Below are 14,550 nucleotides of genomic sequence, written 5' to 3'. Positions count from 1 at the left end.
AAGACATTGGACCCCCTATAAGTGCAGGGAGGCGCACGGAAATCCGCTACCACTCGTAACGAGGAAAATTTGCGATGGCCCGACTGCTGTTCCGCACGAACACGTCGCCGTATTCACCATGCTGATCCTTCGCGGCGTGTGCCGTGATCTCGCGTCGAACGTCGGGGTCCATACCTACGTCGCGGGCGACGGTAATGAACCTGTGTCGCCAGCCGTGGTTCGGCTGCAACTCCTTATCGGTGATCCCCAACGAGCGGACCCATTCGGCAACGCGCTGCGCCACCTTTTTATGCTGGGGGTTGCCCGTTGAGCCTGCACGCCTTCTCTTCGGATCGTAAAACAACGGTCCGCTGCGCTTCCTAGCCGCTGCCACAAAACCCATCTCGATGAGATGTGGATGCAGCGCGACCTTACGGGCAAAGCCACCTTTCTGCGTCCCGGCTTCGGGTGTGACTATGACATACCAGATACCATCGTCGGTCTGTGCCACGTCCTCTGCCCGGAGTTGGGCCATTTCTCCAACACGAGCGCCGGTATATGCGCACAGCCAAGGCAACCAGCGTCGAGCGAATGCGAAGAACGACAAGTCGGCCTCGCAGTCAATCGCAAGCGACGCAAGGAGGGCCGTTTTTGCCTCCGCGTCGGTATACCCCTTTTCGGCCCTCATTCGGATGGGGCGGGGGACCGACACTCTTACCTTGATGACAGGGTTCGTTTCGATCAACCTGTTCGATACTGCCCACTCGAAGACAGGTCTCACCGCGCCCACATAGCCGTCGCGGACTGTTCGCTGACCTCGGACGCGCTCACCGTTGTCATTGGTAGCCAGCAAACCATTTTTCCATGCCACGATGTCGTCCGCCGTCACACGAGTGGCATCGTCATGTCCGAGATGCTCAATTAAGGAGTTTAAGGCCGTGGTCCATTTCTTGACCGTGTTGGCGGCGGGTTCCTGCTCCGCAAAATACTGCTCCAGAACCTCTTTGAGGGGCACTGGTTGGCGATACGGGTTTGCGGCCGGGGTGTCTTTGTCTCGGGAAAACTCCTCGGGGGCGAACATACGATGTGTCGGTCTTGGCTGATCTTCCCAAGAGAGTTCCGCGCGTTGCCGCGCAGCCAGTTCGCGCTGTCCCCGTGCAACGCGGTCTTCGAGCAGCACGCGAAGAGGGCCGTCCGTCGGAATGGTCCAGTCATTGGCTTCAACAAGCGTTTCGGCGATCCACCGGGTCATCAGGGGTGCGTTCCCGCCCCGTGACCGCATAACCCTAACTACCTCTACATCCAGCCGACCGAGGTCACGCACGTGCTGATCGGCGCTCGCTCGTTCCATCAAGAGTGTCTCCGACATACTGGTTTCTATTTTGATCAGCCATGTCCGAACCGCGTGCTCGATTTCCTCGCCATCGGGTGTCCGCTTGATCCGAAAAATATCGGAAGACTTGCTTTTCGATTGCCCCTTATTCCGCGCTTCATCGAACAAGCGGGTGCAATGCTCGCCGAGAAGGATTGCCTGCGCTTTCGCTTTCGTTTCGGTCACATCGCCGAAGCTGCGGACATACTCTGTGATCCCGCCGAACGCAGGGCGCGCATACGCAGGAATATTCCGGCGAAAGGTGTAGCCGTTGCCCCGACGATATAGATAGCGTGCAACCCGTTGCATTGTTTGCGGGGCGTGTGATTTTGTAGCAGACATTGGGGCGTCGCTATCCGCGACCCCCGTGCATTTCCAGCATTTTCTGCAATTTCATACCCTTGCAGAAGGGGTGGAGGAGAGTGAGGGATTCGAACCCTCGGTACCGTTGCCGGCACTTCGCATTTCGAGTGCGACGCTTTCGACCACTCAGCCAACTCTCCTCGCTGAGAGTGGACGCCACTAGCGGCGGGCCGAACGTCTTGCAACCCTCTCGTCACAAAATTACGGCCCGCCGCGGAATTATAGGGCGAACTCAGGGTTTGTCGGCCTCCCACCAATAGGGCTGGCGCTTGCGATTGCCCGTCTCGGCCTCGTTCATCGTCAGCGGATCATACAGCCGCCCGCCAAGCATGACGCGGTGAATTTGCTCAGTGTTGCGGATGTTCGCAGTCGGATCGGCGTCGAGGATGAGGAGGTCGGCGAGCTTACCTGCCTCGAGCGATCCCACATCCTTTGCATAGCCCAATGACGTCGCGGGCATGATCGTCGCAGCGCGGAGGGCGTCGATGTTGCTCCAGCCGCCGCGCACGAACGACCAGATTTCCCAATGTGCGCCGAGGCCCGCTTGCTGGCCGTGCGCGCCGATCGACACCATGCGGCCCGCCGCGGCGATCTTGCCCGCCTCGCGCGCCGAATCATCGTCGACATAGTCGCCTTCGGGCGCGATCACGCGGCGCTTGTTGTTGGCGGCGAGCTCGGTCGGCGGGATATGCTTCGTAAGGATCGGATGCTCCCACACATTGGTGTGCGCACGCCAATAGGGATCACCCGCGGGGCCGCCATAGGTCACGACGAGCGTCGGGGTGTAGTCGACCTGTGTCTGGCCCCACAGCTGCACCAGATCCTTGTAGAAGGTGTGGAGCGGGATGTTGTGCTCGACGGTCGAGTTCCCGTCCTGAATCAGCGTGACGTCCTGCGTGAAGAGCGAGCCGCCCTCGGGCACGACGGTCAGGCCCTCGACCTGCGCCGCCTTTACGACCATCTGCCGCTGGTCGCGGCGCGGCTGGTTGTAATTCTTGACGCTGTGGGCGCCCTGCGCCTTCAACCGGCGGACGTGCGCGAGCGCATCGTCATAGCCGTTGATTTCGGCATAAATGCCCGAAGCCTTGGCGCCATAGATGACCTCCCCGGTCGAAAAGATACGCGGGGCGAGGATCAGCCCGGCGCGCTGCATTTCGGACGAAACGAAAATCTCCGACGCGCGCGACGAGGGATTGTGGCTGGTGGTCGTGCCCATCGCCAGGTTGACGATTTCCGACCAATTCTGCTGCGGCACCAGTTCGTCGTCGCCGTGCGAGCCGTGCGCGTGCGCATCGACGAAGCCGGGGACGATCGTCTTGCCCGTCGCATCGACCGTCACCGCGCCCGCAGGCACCGTGATTGCCCCCGCCGGACCGACCGCCGTGATGCGGTCGCCGTCGATGACGATCGCGCCATTTTCGATCACGCCGCCGTCCTTGTCGGCCATCGTCAAGATCTTCGCGCCGGTGATGACGACGATGCCCTTATGCTTCGCCGCGGCCTGTGTCATCGACAGGGATACGCCTTCGGTCGGCGGGGTGAATTTGGGCGCCTTTTCATCGATGGGCGCGTTGGTGAAGAGGCTCGCGAGATCGGCGCTGAACAGGGTCGCGCCGCGGCTCCAGTGCAGGCGGCGGCCGCCGTCCGACCAGTTCATATATTCGGCGCCGCTGCCGCTGACCCGCGTAACGGGAAGCGCGCCGCTTTTGGTGCCGAGCGATACATCCTGCCCACCGGGCATCAGCGGGGTGACATAGGCGTCGTAATTCTGCCGGAACGCCAGGGTGCGCCCGTCGGGCGAGATTTCATAGTCGCTGACAAGTTCGCCATTGGCGTGGACGCGCTTGTCCTGTCCGTGGAGGTCGGTGCTGACGAGCTGGCTCTTGCCGTCGGCGGCGGTGACCATGAAAACGCGGTCACTGGAGGACGCGAACTGCGGCTTGGCGCCGTCGCTGCTGATCCGCTCGACTGCTCCGCCACTCGCCGCGATGCGATAGACGCCGGGATCTTCGCTCCAGCGCGCAGAGGTCAGCCCACCGCTGCCGCGCCGCTCGAACACGATCGTCTTGCCATCGGGCGAGAAACGCGGCTCTGCATAGTGGCCGGGGGTGTTGGTGAGCTTGCGCGAGGCGCCGCCGCCGGCGCCGACGACATGGATTTCGCCCATGCTGCTGTCGGTCCAGCGCACGAAGACGAGGGATTTGCCGTCGCGCGACCAGCTCGGCCACGCCTCAATCGCGTCGTCCTTCGCGCCCGTAAGCCGCCGCGCGGTGCCGCCGGTCGCGGGCTTCACCCACAATTTGCCGAGCGTTTCGAACGCGACGCTGCGGCCGTCGGGCGACACTTCGGCCCAGCGCGGCATTTTGGTTTCGAAGCGGTCGGGCGCGACCTCGACCTCCGGGTGCGTTGCATCGACGATCACGCGGTCGTCAGTAATGCTGAACGGGATGACGCGCGCGTCGCCGCCGGCGCCGTTCACGCGGCGCAGCTTTCCGCCTGCCCAGAAGACAATGTCCCGGCTGTCGGGTGTCCATGCCATGTTGGGATAGACGCCGGTGACGGCCCAGGTTTCCTGCACATCCTGGTCGAGCGCGTCATAGATCTTCTTCTCGATGCCCGAGGCGAGGTCTTTCACATAAAGTTTCGACTGCGTGCCCTCGCGGCGCACGAAGGCGAGGCGCTTGCCGTCGGGCGACGGGGTCGGGCGGACCGCGCCGCCGGGCCCCGAGGCCGCGGTGCTGACCTCGCCATCCTCGAGACTATAGCGTTCGATGTGGAAGAGGTCGGTGTTGCTGTCCTGCGCATATTCGAAGATCGGGCCCGGTGTGACGTTGCGCGTGTAGAAGACGCTCTTGCCGTCGGCGGCAAAGATCGGTTCGCCAAGTTCCTTCTGGTGGCGTTCATTGGGTTTTTTGACGAGCGGCACCCCCGCGCCGCCCGACACATGGTACATCCACACTTCGCCGGTGCCGAGCGAGCGGCCCGTCGTGAAATGTTTCTTGGCAACGATGAACTGGCCGTCTGGCGACCAGCTCGGTTGGTTGAGCAGGCGGAAATCTTCCTTCGAGATCTGCTTTTTGTCGCTGCCGTCGCGGTTCATCAGCCAGATATTGTCGCCGCCCGCGCGGTCGGAGACAAAGGCGATGCGCTTGCCGTCGGGCGAGAAACGGGGCTGATGCTCATACGCGAGCCCCTCGGCGATGCGCGTTGGCGTGCCGCCCTCGATCGGCATCGTGTAGATGTCGCCGAGCATGTCGAAGGCGATCGTCCGCCCGTCGGGCGCGACGTCGACGTTCATCCAACTGCCTTCGTCGACCGCAAGTTGCACCTTGCGCGTCGCTAGCCCCGGTGGGGCGTTGACGTCCCACTTGTCCTCTTTCGTATCGGCGTCCGGCGCACTTTGTGCCCAGACCGAGGTTGAACAAGCCAAAGTCGCCGCAAGGGCGAGAGCGAAGCGCGCCATGAAATTATCCCCGTTTGAAATTATGTGCTGACCATATGGTTCGCCCGCGAACATGCAAGCGGCAGCTTTCGACGAAGGTGCTGGAAGGGTCGACAAGCGGCTGCTAGCCCAGTCGAAAGAATAATGTCGGGGAGAGCAAAGCGTGCCGCTCAAGGGTATCAAGGTTTTGGATTTCGGCCGCTATATCGCCGGCCCCTATTGCGCGGCATTGCTCGCCGATTATGGCGCCGACGTGATCCGGATCGAGGCGCCGGGCGGGAATGACGATCGCTATACGGTGCCGGTGGCCGCAGACGGATCGGGCGCGATGTTCATGCAGATGAATCGCGCCAAACGCTGCCTGACGCTGAAACCGGGCAGCGTCGAGGGACGCGAGATCGTTCGGCAACTGGTCGAGACGGCGGATGTCGTGATCGCGAACCTGCCGCACGATGCGCTCGTCAAGCTGGGGCTCGATTATGACAGCCTCGACGCGATCAACCCCGGCATCATTCTGGCCACCGCGTCGGCATTCGGCAGCGAAGGGCCGCTGGCGAGCCGCGTCGGCTTCGATGCGGTCGGCCAGGCGATGTCGGGGACGGTGCATCTGACGGGCACGCCCGACCAGCCGTACCGTGCGCAAGTGAATTATGTCGACTTCGGCACCGCGCTGCATTGCGCCTTTGGCATCATGCTCGCGCTGCGCGAGCGCACCACGACGGGGAAGGGGCAATGCGTGTCGGGATCGCTGCTCGGCACGGCGCTTGCACTGTCGAACGCGCTGACGATCGACCATGCACTGAACGGGATCGACCGCGAGCCGATCGGCAATCGCAGCTTCAGCTCGGGGCCAACCGATGTGTTTCGCACCCGCGACGGATGGATCATCACCCAGATCGTCGGGTCGGGGATTTTCGCGCGCTGGGCCGAGCTGGTCGGGCGACCCGAACTGGTGGGCGATCCGCTGTACGCCAGCGACATTTTGCGCGGCGACAATGGTGAGGAACTGAGCGCGATCATGCAGCGCTGGTGCATCGAACGCACGAGCGCGGAGGCGATCGATGAGCTTGCCGCTGGGCGCGTTCCCGCGGCGCCAGTGCTTCGCGCGGGCGAAGCCCTGGCGCAGCCGCAGGTCCTCGCCATGGGGCTGGTCGAGCCGGTCGACTATCCGGGCACGAAGGGTGCGGTGCCGGTCATTCGTGCGCCGATCAGCCTGTCGGGCAGCGACAAGGTGGATTCCGCGCGCGCGCCGCAGGTGGGCGAACATAGCGATGCGATCCTTAGCGAGCTCGGCTATGACACCGACGCCATTTCGGCTTTACGCGCGGCAAAGATTATTTGAGCCGGGGAGGGTGGACAATCGGCGATCACCGATTAAATTACCGGTCAGTATAAAAATCAGCCCAGGAGCTCTCATGACCGACAATAGCGAATATGTGCCGCCGAAAATCTGGACCTGGGACAAGGAAAGCGGCGGGCGTTTCGCCAATATCAACCGGCCCATCGCCGGCCCGACGCACGACAAGGAACTGCCGATCGGCAAGCACCCGTTGCAGCTCTATTCGCTCGGGACGCCGAATGGCGTGAAGGTCACGGTGATGCTCGAGGAACTGCTCGCGGCGGGCCACAGCGGCGCCGAATATGACGCCTGGCTAATCAATATCGGCGAAGGCGACCAGTTTTCGACCGGCTATGTCGCGGCGAACCCGAACAGCAAGATCCCCGTGCTCGTCGACCGCAGCGGGGCGGAGCCGATCCGCGTCTTCGAATCGGGCGCGATCCTGATCCATCTCGCCGAGAAATTCGGCGCCTTCCTGCCGACCGACAACGCGAAGCGCGCCGAGGCGCTGTCGTGGCTGATGTGGCAGATGGGCAGCGCGCCCTTCCTCGGCGGCGGCTTTGGCCATTTCTATGCCTATGCGCCGACGAAGCAGGAATATCCGATCAACCGCTATGCGATGGAGGTAAAGCGCCAGATGGACGTGCTCGACCGCCGCCTCGCTGAAAGCGAATTTATCGCCGGCGCCGATTACACGATTGCCGACATGGCGATCTGGCCTTGGTATGGCGCGCTGGCCAAGGGGCTCGTTTATGACGCGGGCGAGTTCCTGCAGGTCGACGAGTATAAAAACGTCCAGCGCTGGACCGATCAGGTCGCTGCGCGGCCCGCGGTCAAGCGCGGGCGGATGGTCAACCGCGTCACGGGCGATCCCGCGAGCCAGCTGCGCGAACGACACGACGCTTCCGATTTCGAATTGCGGACGCAGGACAAGTTGGAGGATGCAGAATAATACGCATTTTCTGCACGAAAATGCTGCGCCGATATTAGGGATTCTTTGATGATAGGCGTCGGGCCGCGGAAACGGTCTGGTTCGAGCGCCGCCAAAATTCGCAAAATACGCAAAAGCGGCGTCGGGTTTTCTCGACGCCGCTTTCATATGCGGGCGGCGATATTGCCGGCATGACAGCTCCTATCCGCCTTTCGCGGCACATACGCAAAATTGCTCCGATCGGCTTTACCCTGGCGCGCGGGGAGCGCGGCGCCGCCATCGTCGAAATGGCGCTGGTGCTGCCGCTGCTCCTCGCGTTGCTGATGGGCGTGCTGATCTATGGTCAATATTTCATGCTCGCGCATAGTGTGCAGCAGGCCGCGAACGATGGCGCGCGCGCGTCGATCATCGGTCTCGACGCGGCCGACCGCAGCGCGGTCGCGTCGCGCGCCGTGGCGCGCAGTCTTCAGGCCGTGGAAGGCGCGCACAGCGTCGCCGTGGCCGAAACGAGCGAGGCGATCACCGTCGCGGTCACGTTCACGGCGCCGCAGGACAGCTTCCTGCGATCGAGCTTCGTGCCGTCACCGGGCAACGTCATCCGCGCCCGCGCGACGTTTGAACTGCCGGTCGATTGAGCATGGCTATTCTGCCCTTCATTCGTCGTCTTGTCAGCCATCGCGGTGCGAGCATCAGCATCACGACGGCGTTCGGCATGACGATGCTGATCGGGTCGGCGGCGTTCGCGGTCGATCTCGGCTCGCTATATCTCGACCGACGCAAATTGCAGGGCATTGCCGATGCCGCGGCGATGGCCGCCGCGGGGCGGCCCGGCGAGGAGCAGGCGGCGGCGCAGCGGATCATCGCGGCGAACTGCGATTGCGGCATCCGCATCGCGGTGCTCACCCCGGGCACTTACACGGCCGATCCGGCCATTCAGGCCGAGCAGCGCTTTGCGAGTGGCGGTGTTTCGCCGAACGCGGTGCGCATCACGCTGACGCGCGACCGCCCGCTGTTTTTCGGCAGCTTTCTGACGGGGCGGCAGGACAGCATCATTCGTGCGACCGCGACCGGGGCGCGGCGTGGCTATGCGGCATTCTCGCTCGGATCGCGCGTCGCGGCGCTAAACGGCGGCCTGCCCAACGCGTTGCTGTCGAGCCTGACGGGCAGCCAGGTCAATCTGTCGGTGATGGATTACAACGCGCTCGCCAGCACCGACATCGACCTGCTCGCCTTTTCGGATGCGCTGCGCACCGAACTCGACGCCGACGTGCTGACCTTTGGCCAGACGCTCGACACCCAGGCGACGTTACCGCAGGTCGTGTCGGCGCTGGCAGCCGCATCCGACGGGCAAACGGCGACCGCGCTCGAGCATATAGCCGACCGCGCGCTGCCGCGCACGCTGCTGCCGTCGCGTGCGATCGACCTCGGCCCGCGGTCGTCGAGCATCCGCGTCGACGCCGCCAATCCGGTCAAGGTCAATGCGCTCAGCCTGCTGCGCACGATGCTGCTGCTCGGCAATGCGAACCGTCAGGTCGACCTGTCGCTGGCGGGCAATCTGCCGGGTGGATCGGGAGTCAATATCGCGCTTATAATCGGTGAGCCGCCAGTCGGATCTCCTCTGATCGCAGTAACCGACACCAATGACGTGATGGTGCGCACGGCGCAGGTGCGGCTGAAAGTCGACACGCGCGTCACGACGCCGCTGGCCAGTGTTCATGTCCCGCTACTCGCCGAACTCGGGTCGGCGTCGGCGCGGATCACCGACATTGACTGCCGTCCGAACAGCAGCGCCGCCGTGTCGCTGGGTGTCGTGACGTCTCCCGCGATGGTGGCGATCGGGACCGTTCCTGACAGCGATTTCCAGGACATGAAGCGCCCGCTTGACCCACAGCCGGCGCGCGTCGTGAAACTGCCGCTCGTCAGCGTTGACGCCGAGGCTGAGCTGACCATGTCCGATCTAAACGAAAAGCTGGTCGCTTTTTCGCGCGGCGAGATAGATGGCGGGCAGGTGAAGACGGTGTCGAGCACGGGATTGGTCGCAGGCGCCGCCAAATCGCTCTCGGACCGCATGGAGCTCGACGTCAACGTTCTCGGCCTTGTCTTGAATCTGAAGGCGCTGACGACGGTGATCGGCGAGACCGTGGCGCTCGCCGCGCCCGTCCTCGACACCGTGTTGTCGGACCTGACCGGCCTGTTGGGCCTGCATATCGGCCAAGCCGACACGCGGGTCAACGCGCTGCGCTGCGGCAAGGCGCGGTTGGTCTGATCGCTTGCGCAATGGCGCCATAACGGCTCCGGCGTGGCATAAACTAACGATTTACCGCGCGAAAGCAAATGGATGGGCGTGTATGATTGTGAAGAATTCGGTCCTTTAGGGGGTGAGCGTGGCAACAGCGCAGGAACCGCAGCGCGTTTCGGCGGCGGATTTTATCCGCGGTTTTGCAAATTGGCGATTGCAGGCGGCGCGCAAACCGGTGGTCGTGACGCATCACGGCAAGGATGCGCATGTCCTGATCTCGCTCGACGATTATCGCCGCCTCGACGGCGACATGGCGCGCGACATCGCTTCTGCGACCGACATGCTGCAGGCATCGCTCGCAAATCTTGTCGACTCGTTCCGGGACTCGGTGATCCTGATCGATCGGCAACGGCGGATCATGGCGGTTAATCCCGCGGCATCGGATATTTTGGAAATGCCCGCGGCCCGACTTATCGGAGAGTATCTGATCGCCGCGGTGCCGAGCTTGCAGGACAGCCTGGCCTTCCATCACATCACCCGCCTGATCGACCATCGCGAGCGTTTCTCCGGCGACATCCCGGGCATGCTCCGTCCGCAACAGTGGTTGCATGTCGACCTGGTTCCGTTGCCCATCGGCGGTGCGATCGTGCTGCGCGATGTCAGTGGGGCGATGGAGGATTACGCGGCGGGCGACATGCGGCAGGCGATGCTCGACGCGGTCGAGATAGACGGTGGCATTGGGCATGCACGCATTTCGGTGCGCGAAACGGTCGAGGCCGCGAACGCTAGGCTGATCGGCCTTTTGGGCGTCGATACGGCCGCTATCCGCCGCGTCCGTTTTTCCGCGCTGTTGGCGGTTGGACAGCGGGCGGCCTTTGTCGAGGCGCTCGAATCCGTTTTCCGTTCCGGCCAACCGGCGCGTGTTACGTCGCAGATGGTGACACGCGAGGGGTCGGTCGTCGATGTCGTGCTGTCGATTGCCGAGATCCGCGGCGCCTATGCTAGCGAGGGAGCCGTCATTGTCGTTACCCCATGCTAGAACCAGTTGCCGCGTTCGATTGCCTTGCTTCCGACGGGTAGCGAGAAATATTGCCCGTCCTCGCCGACGATAATCGGCCCATCGAAATGCGGCCCGGCGCCATCGAGGAAAGCGGCGTTGAGATAGGGCGACGGCATCGATGGCACGACATGGCTGAGCACGAGCATCTTCACGCCCGCTACCTTTGCGCTATCGGCTGCTTGTGCCGGGCTGGCGTGATAATCGAGGATATCGCGCATGATCTGCGCGGTCTGTTTGCGACCGGCCTTGTCGAGCGCGGCCGCGAGTTGTTTGACCATCTTGGGCTGGAGCGCCTCGTGGATCAACAGGTCGGCGCCCTTAGATGCGGCCTCCAGCGATTTTGACGACGCGGTGTCGCCGCTGACGACAACGCTGCGGCCCTTGTAATCGAACCGGTAGCCAACCGAGGGTTGCACGGGGCGATGATCGACGGCGAAGGCGGTGACGCGCAGGCCGTCGGCTTCGTAGACGACGGTGGGCTCGGCAGGGACGTCGAAGGGAATCGCCGTCGCACCAGCGGCCGCGGGCGGAGTGATCTCTGCCCCATGATGCGCGATGCGATAGCCATTATCCAGCGTGTAGGCGGTATTGAACCCCGTGATCACCTGCTCGACGCCCGGTGGTCCATAGACGGGGAGGGGCGCCGTGTTGCCGCTGGCGGTCCAGCGCAGCAACATCATCGGGCCCATGCCGTCGATATGATCCGAGTGAAAATGGGTAAGGAACAGCGCCTTGATCCGCGCATTGGGCAGGCCCATCTGCGCGATGTTGCGCGCGGCGCCCTCGCCGGCATCGACGACGACCATCGCCTTGCCCGCAATGACGACGGTGCAGGCGGCGGCGCGCTCGCGGTTGGGGAGCGGCGATCCGGTGCCGCAAAGGCCAACGTGCAATCCGTCGGGCAGGCCTTTGAGCGTATTGCGCGCGGCGGCGCGTTCGACGGCCCGCTCGAACAGCCACATGCCGATCGGGCGCTGGAACAACCACGCCGATAGCGCCAATATGCCGATGATCGCCGCTGCCCACAGCGCGGCACGCTTGCCCTTGGTCATTCCATTCCCCCTCGTTTCGTCCGTGCGCTGGACAATTTGCGTTGTTACGCGCAATCTTCGGGCAAAGGAAAGTTGCAAGTCGCAACTTGCCGTTTACGTAAAGGTGAGCGCTTATTATAAGGGTGCCATTGCCCAATGGGAGATTCGTGATGGACATGGAATTCAGCCCCGAGGATCTGGCCTTCCAACAGGAAGTGCGCCAGTTCATCGCCGAAAATTACCCCGCCGACCTGCGCGACAAGCAGGATGAAGGCGAAGAAATGTCCAAGGAGGATTTCCTCGCCTGGCACAAGATCCTGTACAAAAAGGGCTGGATCGCGCCCGCATGGCCGGTCGAATATGGCGGCACGGGCTGGACCCCGACGCAGCGTTTCATCTGGTCAGAAGAGACCGCGCGCGCCGATTGCATTCGCCTTATGCCCTTCGGCCTCGCGATGGTCGGCCCGGTGATCTACACTTTTGGCACGCCCGAACAGAAAGCCCATTTCCTGCCACGCATCCTGTCGGGCGAGGATTGGTGGTGTCAGGGTTATTCGGAACCGGGTTCGGGTTCGGATCTTGCCTCGCTCCGCACCACGGCTGTCGCCGACGGCGACGATTATATCGTCAACGGCCAGAAGACCTGGACAACGCTGGCACAGCATGCCGACTGGGGTTTCTTCCTCGTCCGCACCGACAAGGAAGCCAAGCAGCAGGAAGGCATCAGCTTCCTCCTCATCGACATGAAATCGCCGGGCATCACCGTGCGCCCGATCATCACGCTGGGCGGCGAGCATGAGGTCAACGAAGTGTGGTTGGAGGATGTTCGCGTCCCCCAATCGCAGCGCGTTTATGAAGAGAATAAGGGCTGGACCTGCGCCAAATTCCTGCTCGCGCACGAACGCACCGGCATCGCCGGCGTCGCGGCGTCGAAGCGTGGGATCGAGAAGGTGAAGGCGATCGCCCGCACCGAACTTGATGGCGACAAGCCTTTGCTGGCGAACGCCTTCTTCAAGCGCAAGGTCGCCGAACTGGAAGTCGATCTGGCGGCGCTTGAATTCACCGAACTGCGCAGCCTCGCCGGTCCCAACGCAAACCGCGGCCCGGGCCCGGAATCGAGCCTGCTCAAGATCAAGGGCAGCGAAATCCAGCAGCGGCTGACCGAATTGTCGCTGGAGGCCGTCGGTCACTATGGCGCGCCCTATTTCCGCGGCTTCGGTGAAGGCGACAACGAGCATCCGATTGGTCCGGATTACGCGCATCGCGCGGCGCCGACCTATTTCAACATGCGCAAGACGACGATCTATGGCGGGTCGAACGAAATTCAGCGCAACATCATCGCGAAGATGGTTTTGGGGCTCTGACCCAAAACCACCCCGGACGCGATCCGGGGTCTCGGGCGGCCTAAAGGGTCGTTTGCGGCAATGGGCCCCGGCTTTCGCCGGGGAACACGGAAAGAGATAACGACAATGGATTTCACCTACACCGAAACGCAGGACATGATCCGCGACACGCTCGCCCGCTTCCTCGGCGACACTTATGATTTCGAAACGCGCCAGAAGTTTATCAATTCGGACAGCGGCCGCGACCCGGCGATTTGGACCGCGCTGGCACAGGAACTCGGCATGCTCGGCGCGCCTTTTGCCGAAGAGCATGGCGGCCTCGGCGGCGGCGCGCTCGAAAATGCGATCGTGATGGAGGAATTGGGCAAGGTCATCGCGATCGAGCCCTATCTGCCGACCGTCGTCATCGCGGGAGGCGCGTTGAAAGCCGTCGGCGGCGCGCAGGCCGATGCAATGATCCCGGAGATTATCGCGGGCAGTGCGATCATCGCCTTCGCTTATGCCGAGCCGCAGGGGCGCTATGACCTGGCGAATTTGCGCACCACCGCGAAGAAGGACGGCGCCGGCTATGTTCTGAACGGCCACAAGGGCGTCGTCTACGCCGCTCCTTGGGCCACGCATCTGCTCGTCACCGCCCGCACCGGTGGCGGGCATCGCGACAGGGACGGCGTGTCGCTGTTCCTAATCGACGCCAACCTGCCGGGCATCGTCCGCCGCGACTATCCGACCGTCGACGGCAGCCGCGCATCGGAAATCTATTTCGAGAATGTCGCGATCCCCGGCGATGCGCTGCTCGGCGGCGAAGGCACCGGCCTGCCGTTGATCGAACAGATCGTCGACGAAGCCACCGTCGCAGTGTGTGCGGAGGCGACCGGCGTGATGCAGAAGCTGCACGAAGGAACACTGGAATATACGCAGCAGCGCAAGCAGTTCGGCGTGCCGATCGCGAAGTTCCAGGTGCTCCAGCACCGCATGGTCGACATGTTCATGGAAGTCGAACAGGCGCGCTCGATGACGATCATGGGGACGCTGAAGCTGGGCCTGCCCGCGAACGAGCGCATGGCGGCGGTCTCGGCCGCCAAGGCGAAAGTCGCGCGCGGCGCCAACTTCGTCGGCCAGAATGCGATCCAGACGCATGGCGGTATCGGCATCACGCAGGAACTGGCGATCGGCCATTATTTCAAGCGCGCGACGATGATCGAAGGCCAGTTCGGTAGCCACGATTATCATATGGACCGCTACGAGCGGATCACGCTGGCGGAATGATGGCGGCAGCCCCTGCCGCGGCGGGGAGGGGGCATCGATGACGACAACGGCAGGAGGCGGCCGGAAGCGGCCATAAAGCCTCTCCCTTTGGGAGAGGGTTGGGTGAGGGGTGTCTGAGGTTCGTTTTCGTCGTCGAGTGCCGATCCCTCACCCAATTTCGGCTAGGTTGCTGCGCAACCAAGCCT

The 14,550-nt window shown here is 63.2% G+C and carries 10 protein-coding genes and 1 tRNA gene; 7 read left to right on the top strand and 4 right to left on the bottom strand.

Annotated elements, in window-relative coordinates; translation table 11 throughout:
• Window positions 1–46: 46 nt before the first annotated feature.
• The 3 genes from SKP52_RS24550 to SKP52_RS09515 form a co-directional block, all read right to left on the bottom strand.
• Window positions 47–1,693, bottom strand: a complete 1,647-nt coding sequence (locus SKP52_RS24550) for a site-specific integrase (protein ID WP_081997276.1) — start codon at window positions 1,691–1,693, stop codon at window positions 47–49.
• Window positions 1,694–1,764: 71 nt separating this feature from the next.
• Window positions 1,765–1,854, bottom strand: a tRNA-Ser gene (locus SKP52_RS09520).
• Between the two features lie 92 nt (window positions 1,855–1,946).
• A complete protein-coding gene (locus SKP52_RS09515; RefSeq protein ID WP_039574338.1) occupies window positions 1,947–5,177 on the bottom strand; it encodes an amidohydrolase family protein in 3,231 nt (1,076 codons plus the stop codon).
• A 142-nt stretch (window positions 5,178–5,319) separates the two neighbouring features.
• Here SKP52_RS09515 and SKP52_RS09510 point away from each other — a divergent pair, with 142 nt between their 5' ends.
• From SKP52_RS09510 to SKP52_RS09490, 5 genes are all read left to right on the top strand, one after another.
• On the top strand, window positions 5,320–6,498 hold the full coding sequence (locus SKP52_RS09510) for a CaiB/BaiF CoA transferase family protein (RefSeq protein ID WP_039574334.1): 1,179 nt from the start codon (window positions 5,320–5,322) through the stop codon (window positions 6,496–6,498).
• Window positions 6,499–6,571: 73 nt separating this feature from the next.
• Entirely contained in the window at window positions 6,572–7,447 is an 876-nt protein-coding gene (gene yghU, locus SKP52_RS09505) for a glutathione-dependent disulfide-bond oxidoreductase (protein WP_039574331.1), read from the top strand.
• Between the two features lie 170 nt (window positions 7,448–7,617).
• Window positions 7,618–8,061 (top strand): TadE/TadG family type IV pilus assembly protein, encoded by a 444-nt coding sequence (locus SKP52_RS09500; protein ID WP_052208031.1) that lies wholly within the window; start codon window positions 7,618–7,620, stop codon window positions 8,059–8,061.
• A gap of 2 nt (window positions 8,062–8,063) precedes the next feature.
• Window positions 8,064–9,692: a TadG family pilus assembly protein gene (locus SKP52_RS09495; protein WP_052208029.1), complete on the top strand. Its 1,629-nt coding sequence runs from the start codon at window positions 8,064–8,066 to the stop codon at window positions 9,690–9,692.
• 118 nt (window positions 9,693–9,810) lie between these two features.
• A complete protein-coding gene (locus SKP52_RS09490) occupies window positions 9,811–10,704 on the top strand; it encodes a PAS domain-containing protein (RefSeq protein ID WP_039574328.1) in 894 nt (297 codons plus the stop codon).
• On the opposite strand, the gene SKP52_RS09485 is transcribed toward SKP52_RS09490, so the two are convergent.
• Window positions 10,701–11,777: an MBL fold metallo-hydrolase gene (locus SKP52_RS09485; protein ID WP_039574325.1), complete on the bottom strand. Its 1,077-nt coding sequence runs from the start codon at window positions 11,775–11,777 to the stop codon at window positions 10,701–10,703. The genes SKP52_RS09490 and SKP52_RS09485 overlap by 4 nt on opposite strands.
• A gap of 149 nt (window positions 11,778–11,926) precedes the next feature.
• Here SKP52_RS09485 and SKP52_RS09480 point away from each other — a divergent pair, with 149 nt between their 5' ends.
• The gene (locus tag SKP52_RS09480; protein WP_039574321.1) at window positions 11,927–13,120 is read left to right on the top strand and encodes an acyl-CoA dehydrogenase family protein; all 1,194 of its coding nucleotides are present in this window, start codon (window positions 11,927–11,929) and stop codon (window positions 13,118–13,120) included.
• A 105-nt stretch (window positions 13,121–13,225) separates the two neighbouring features.
• Entirely contained in the window at window positions 13,226–14,365 is a 1,140-nt protein-coding gene (locus SKP52_RS09475; RefSeq protein WP_039574318.1) for an acyl-CoA dehydrogenase family protein, read from the top strand.
• Window positions 14,366–14,550: the final 185 nt, after the last annotated feature.

The organism is Sphingopyxis fribergensis (assembly GCF_000803645.1).
Lineage (GTDB): Bacteria > Pseudomonadota > Alphaproteobacteria > Sphingomonadales > Sphingomonadaceae > Sphingopyxis > Sphingopyxis fribergensis.
Note: the sequence above shows the minus strand (reverse complement) of the source record. Positions and strands in the feature narration are given on the sequence as shown.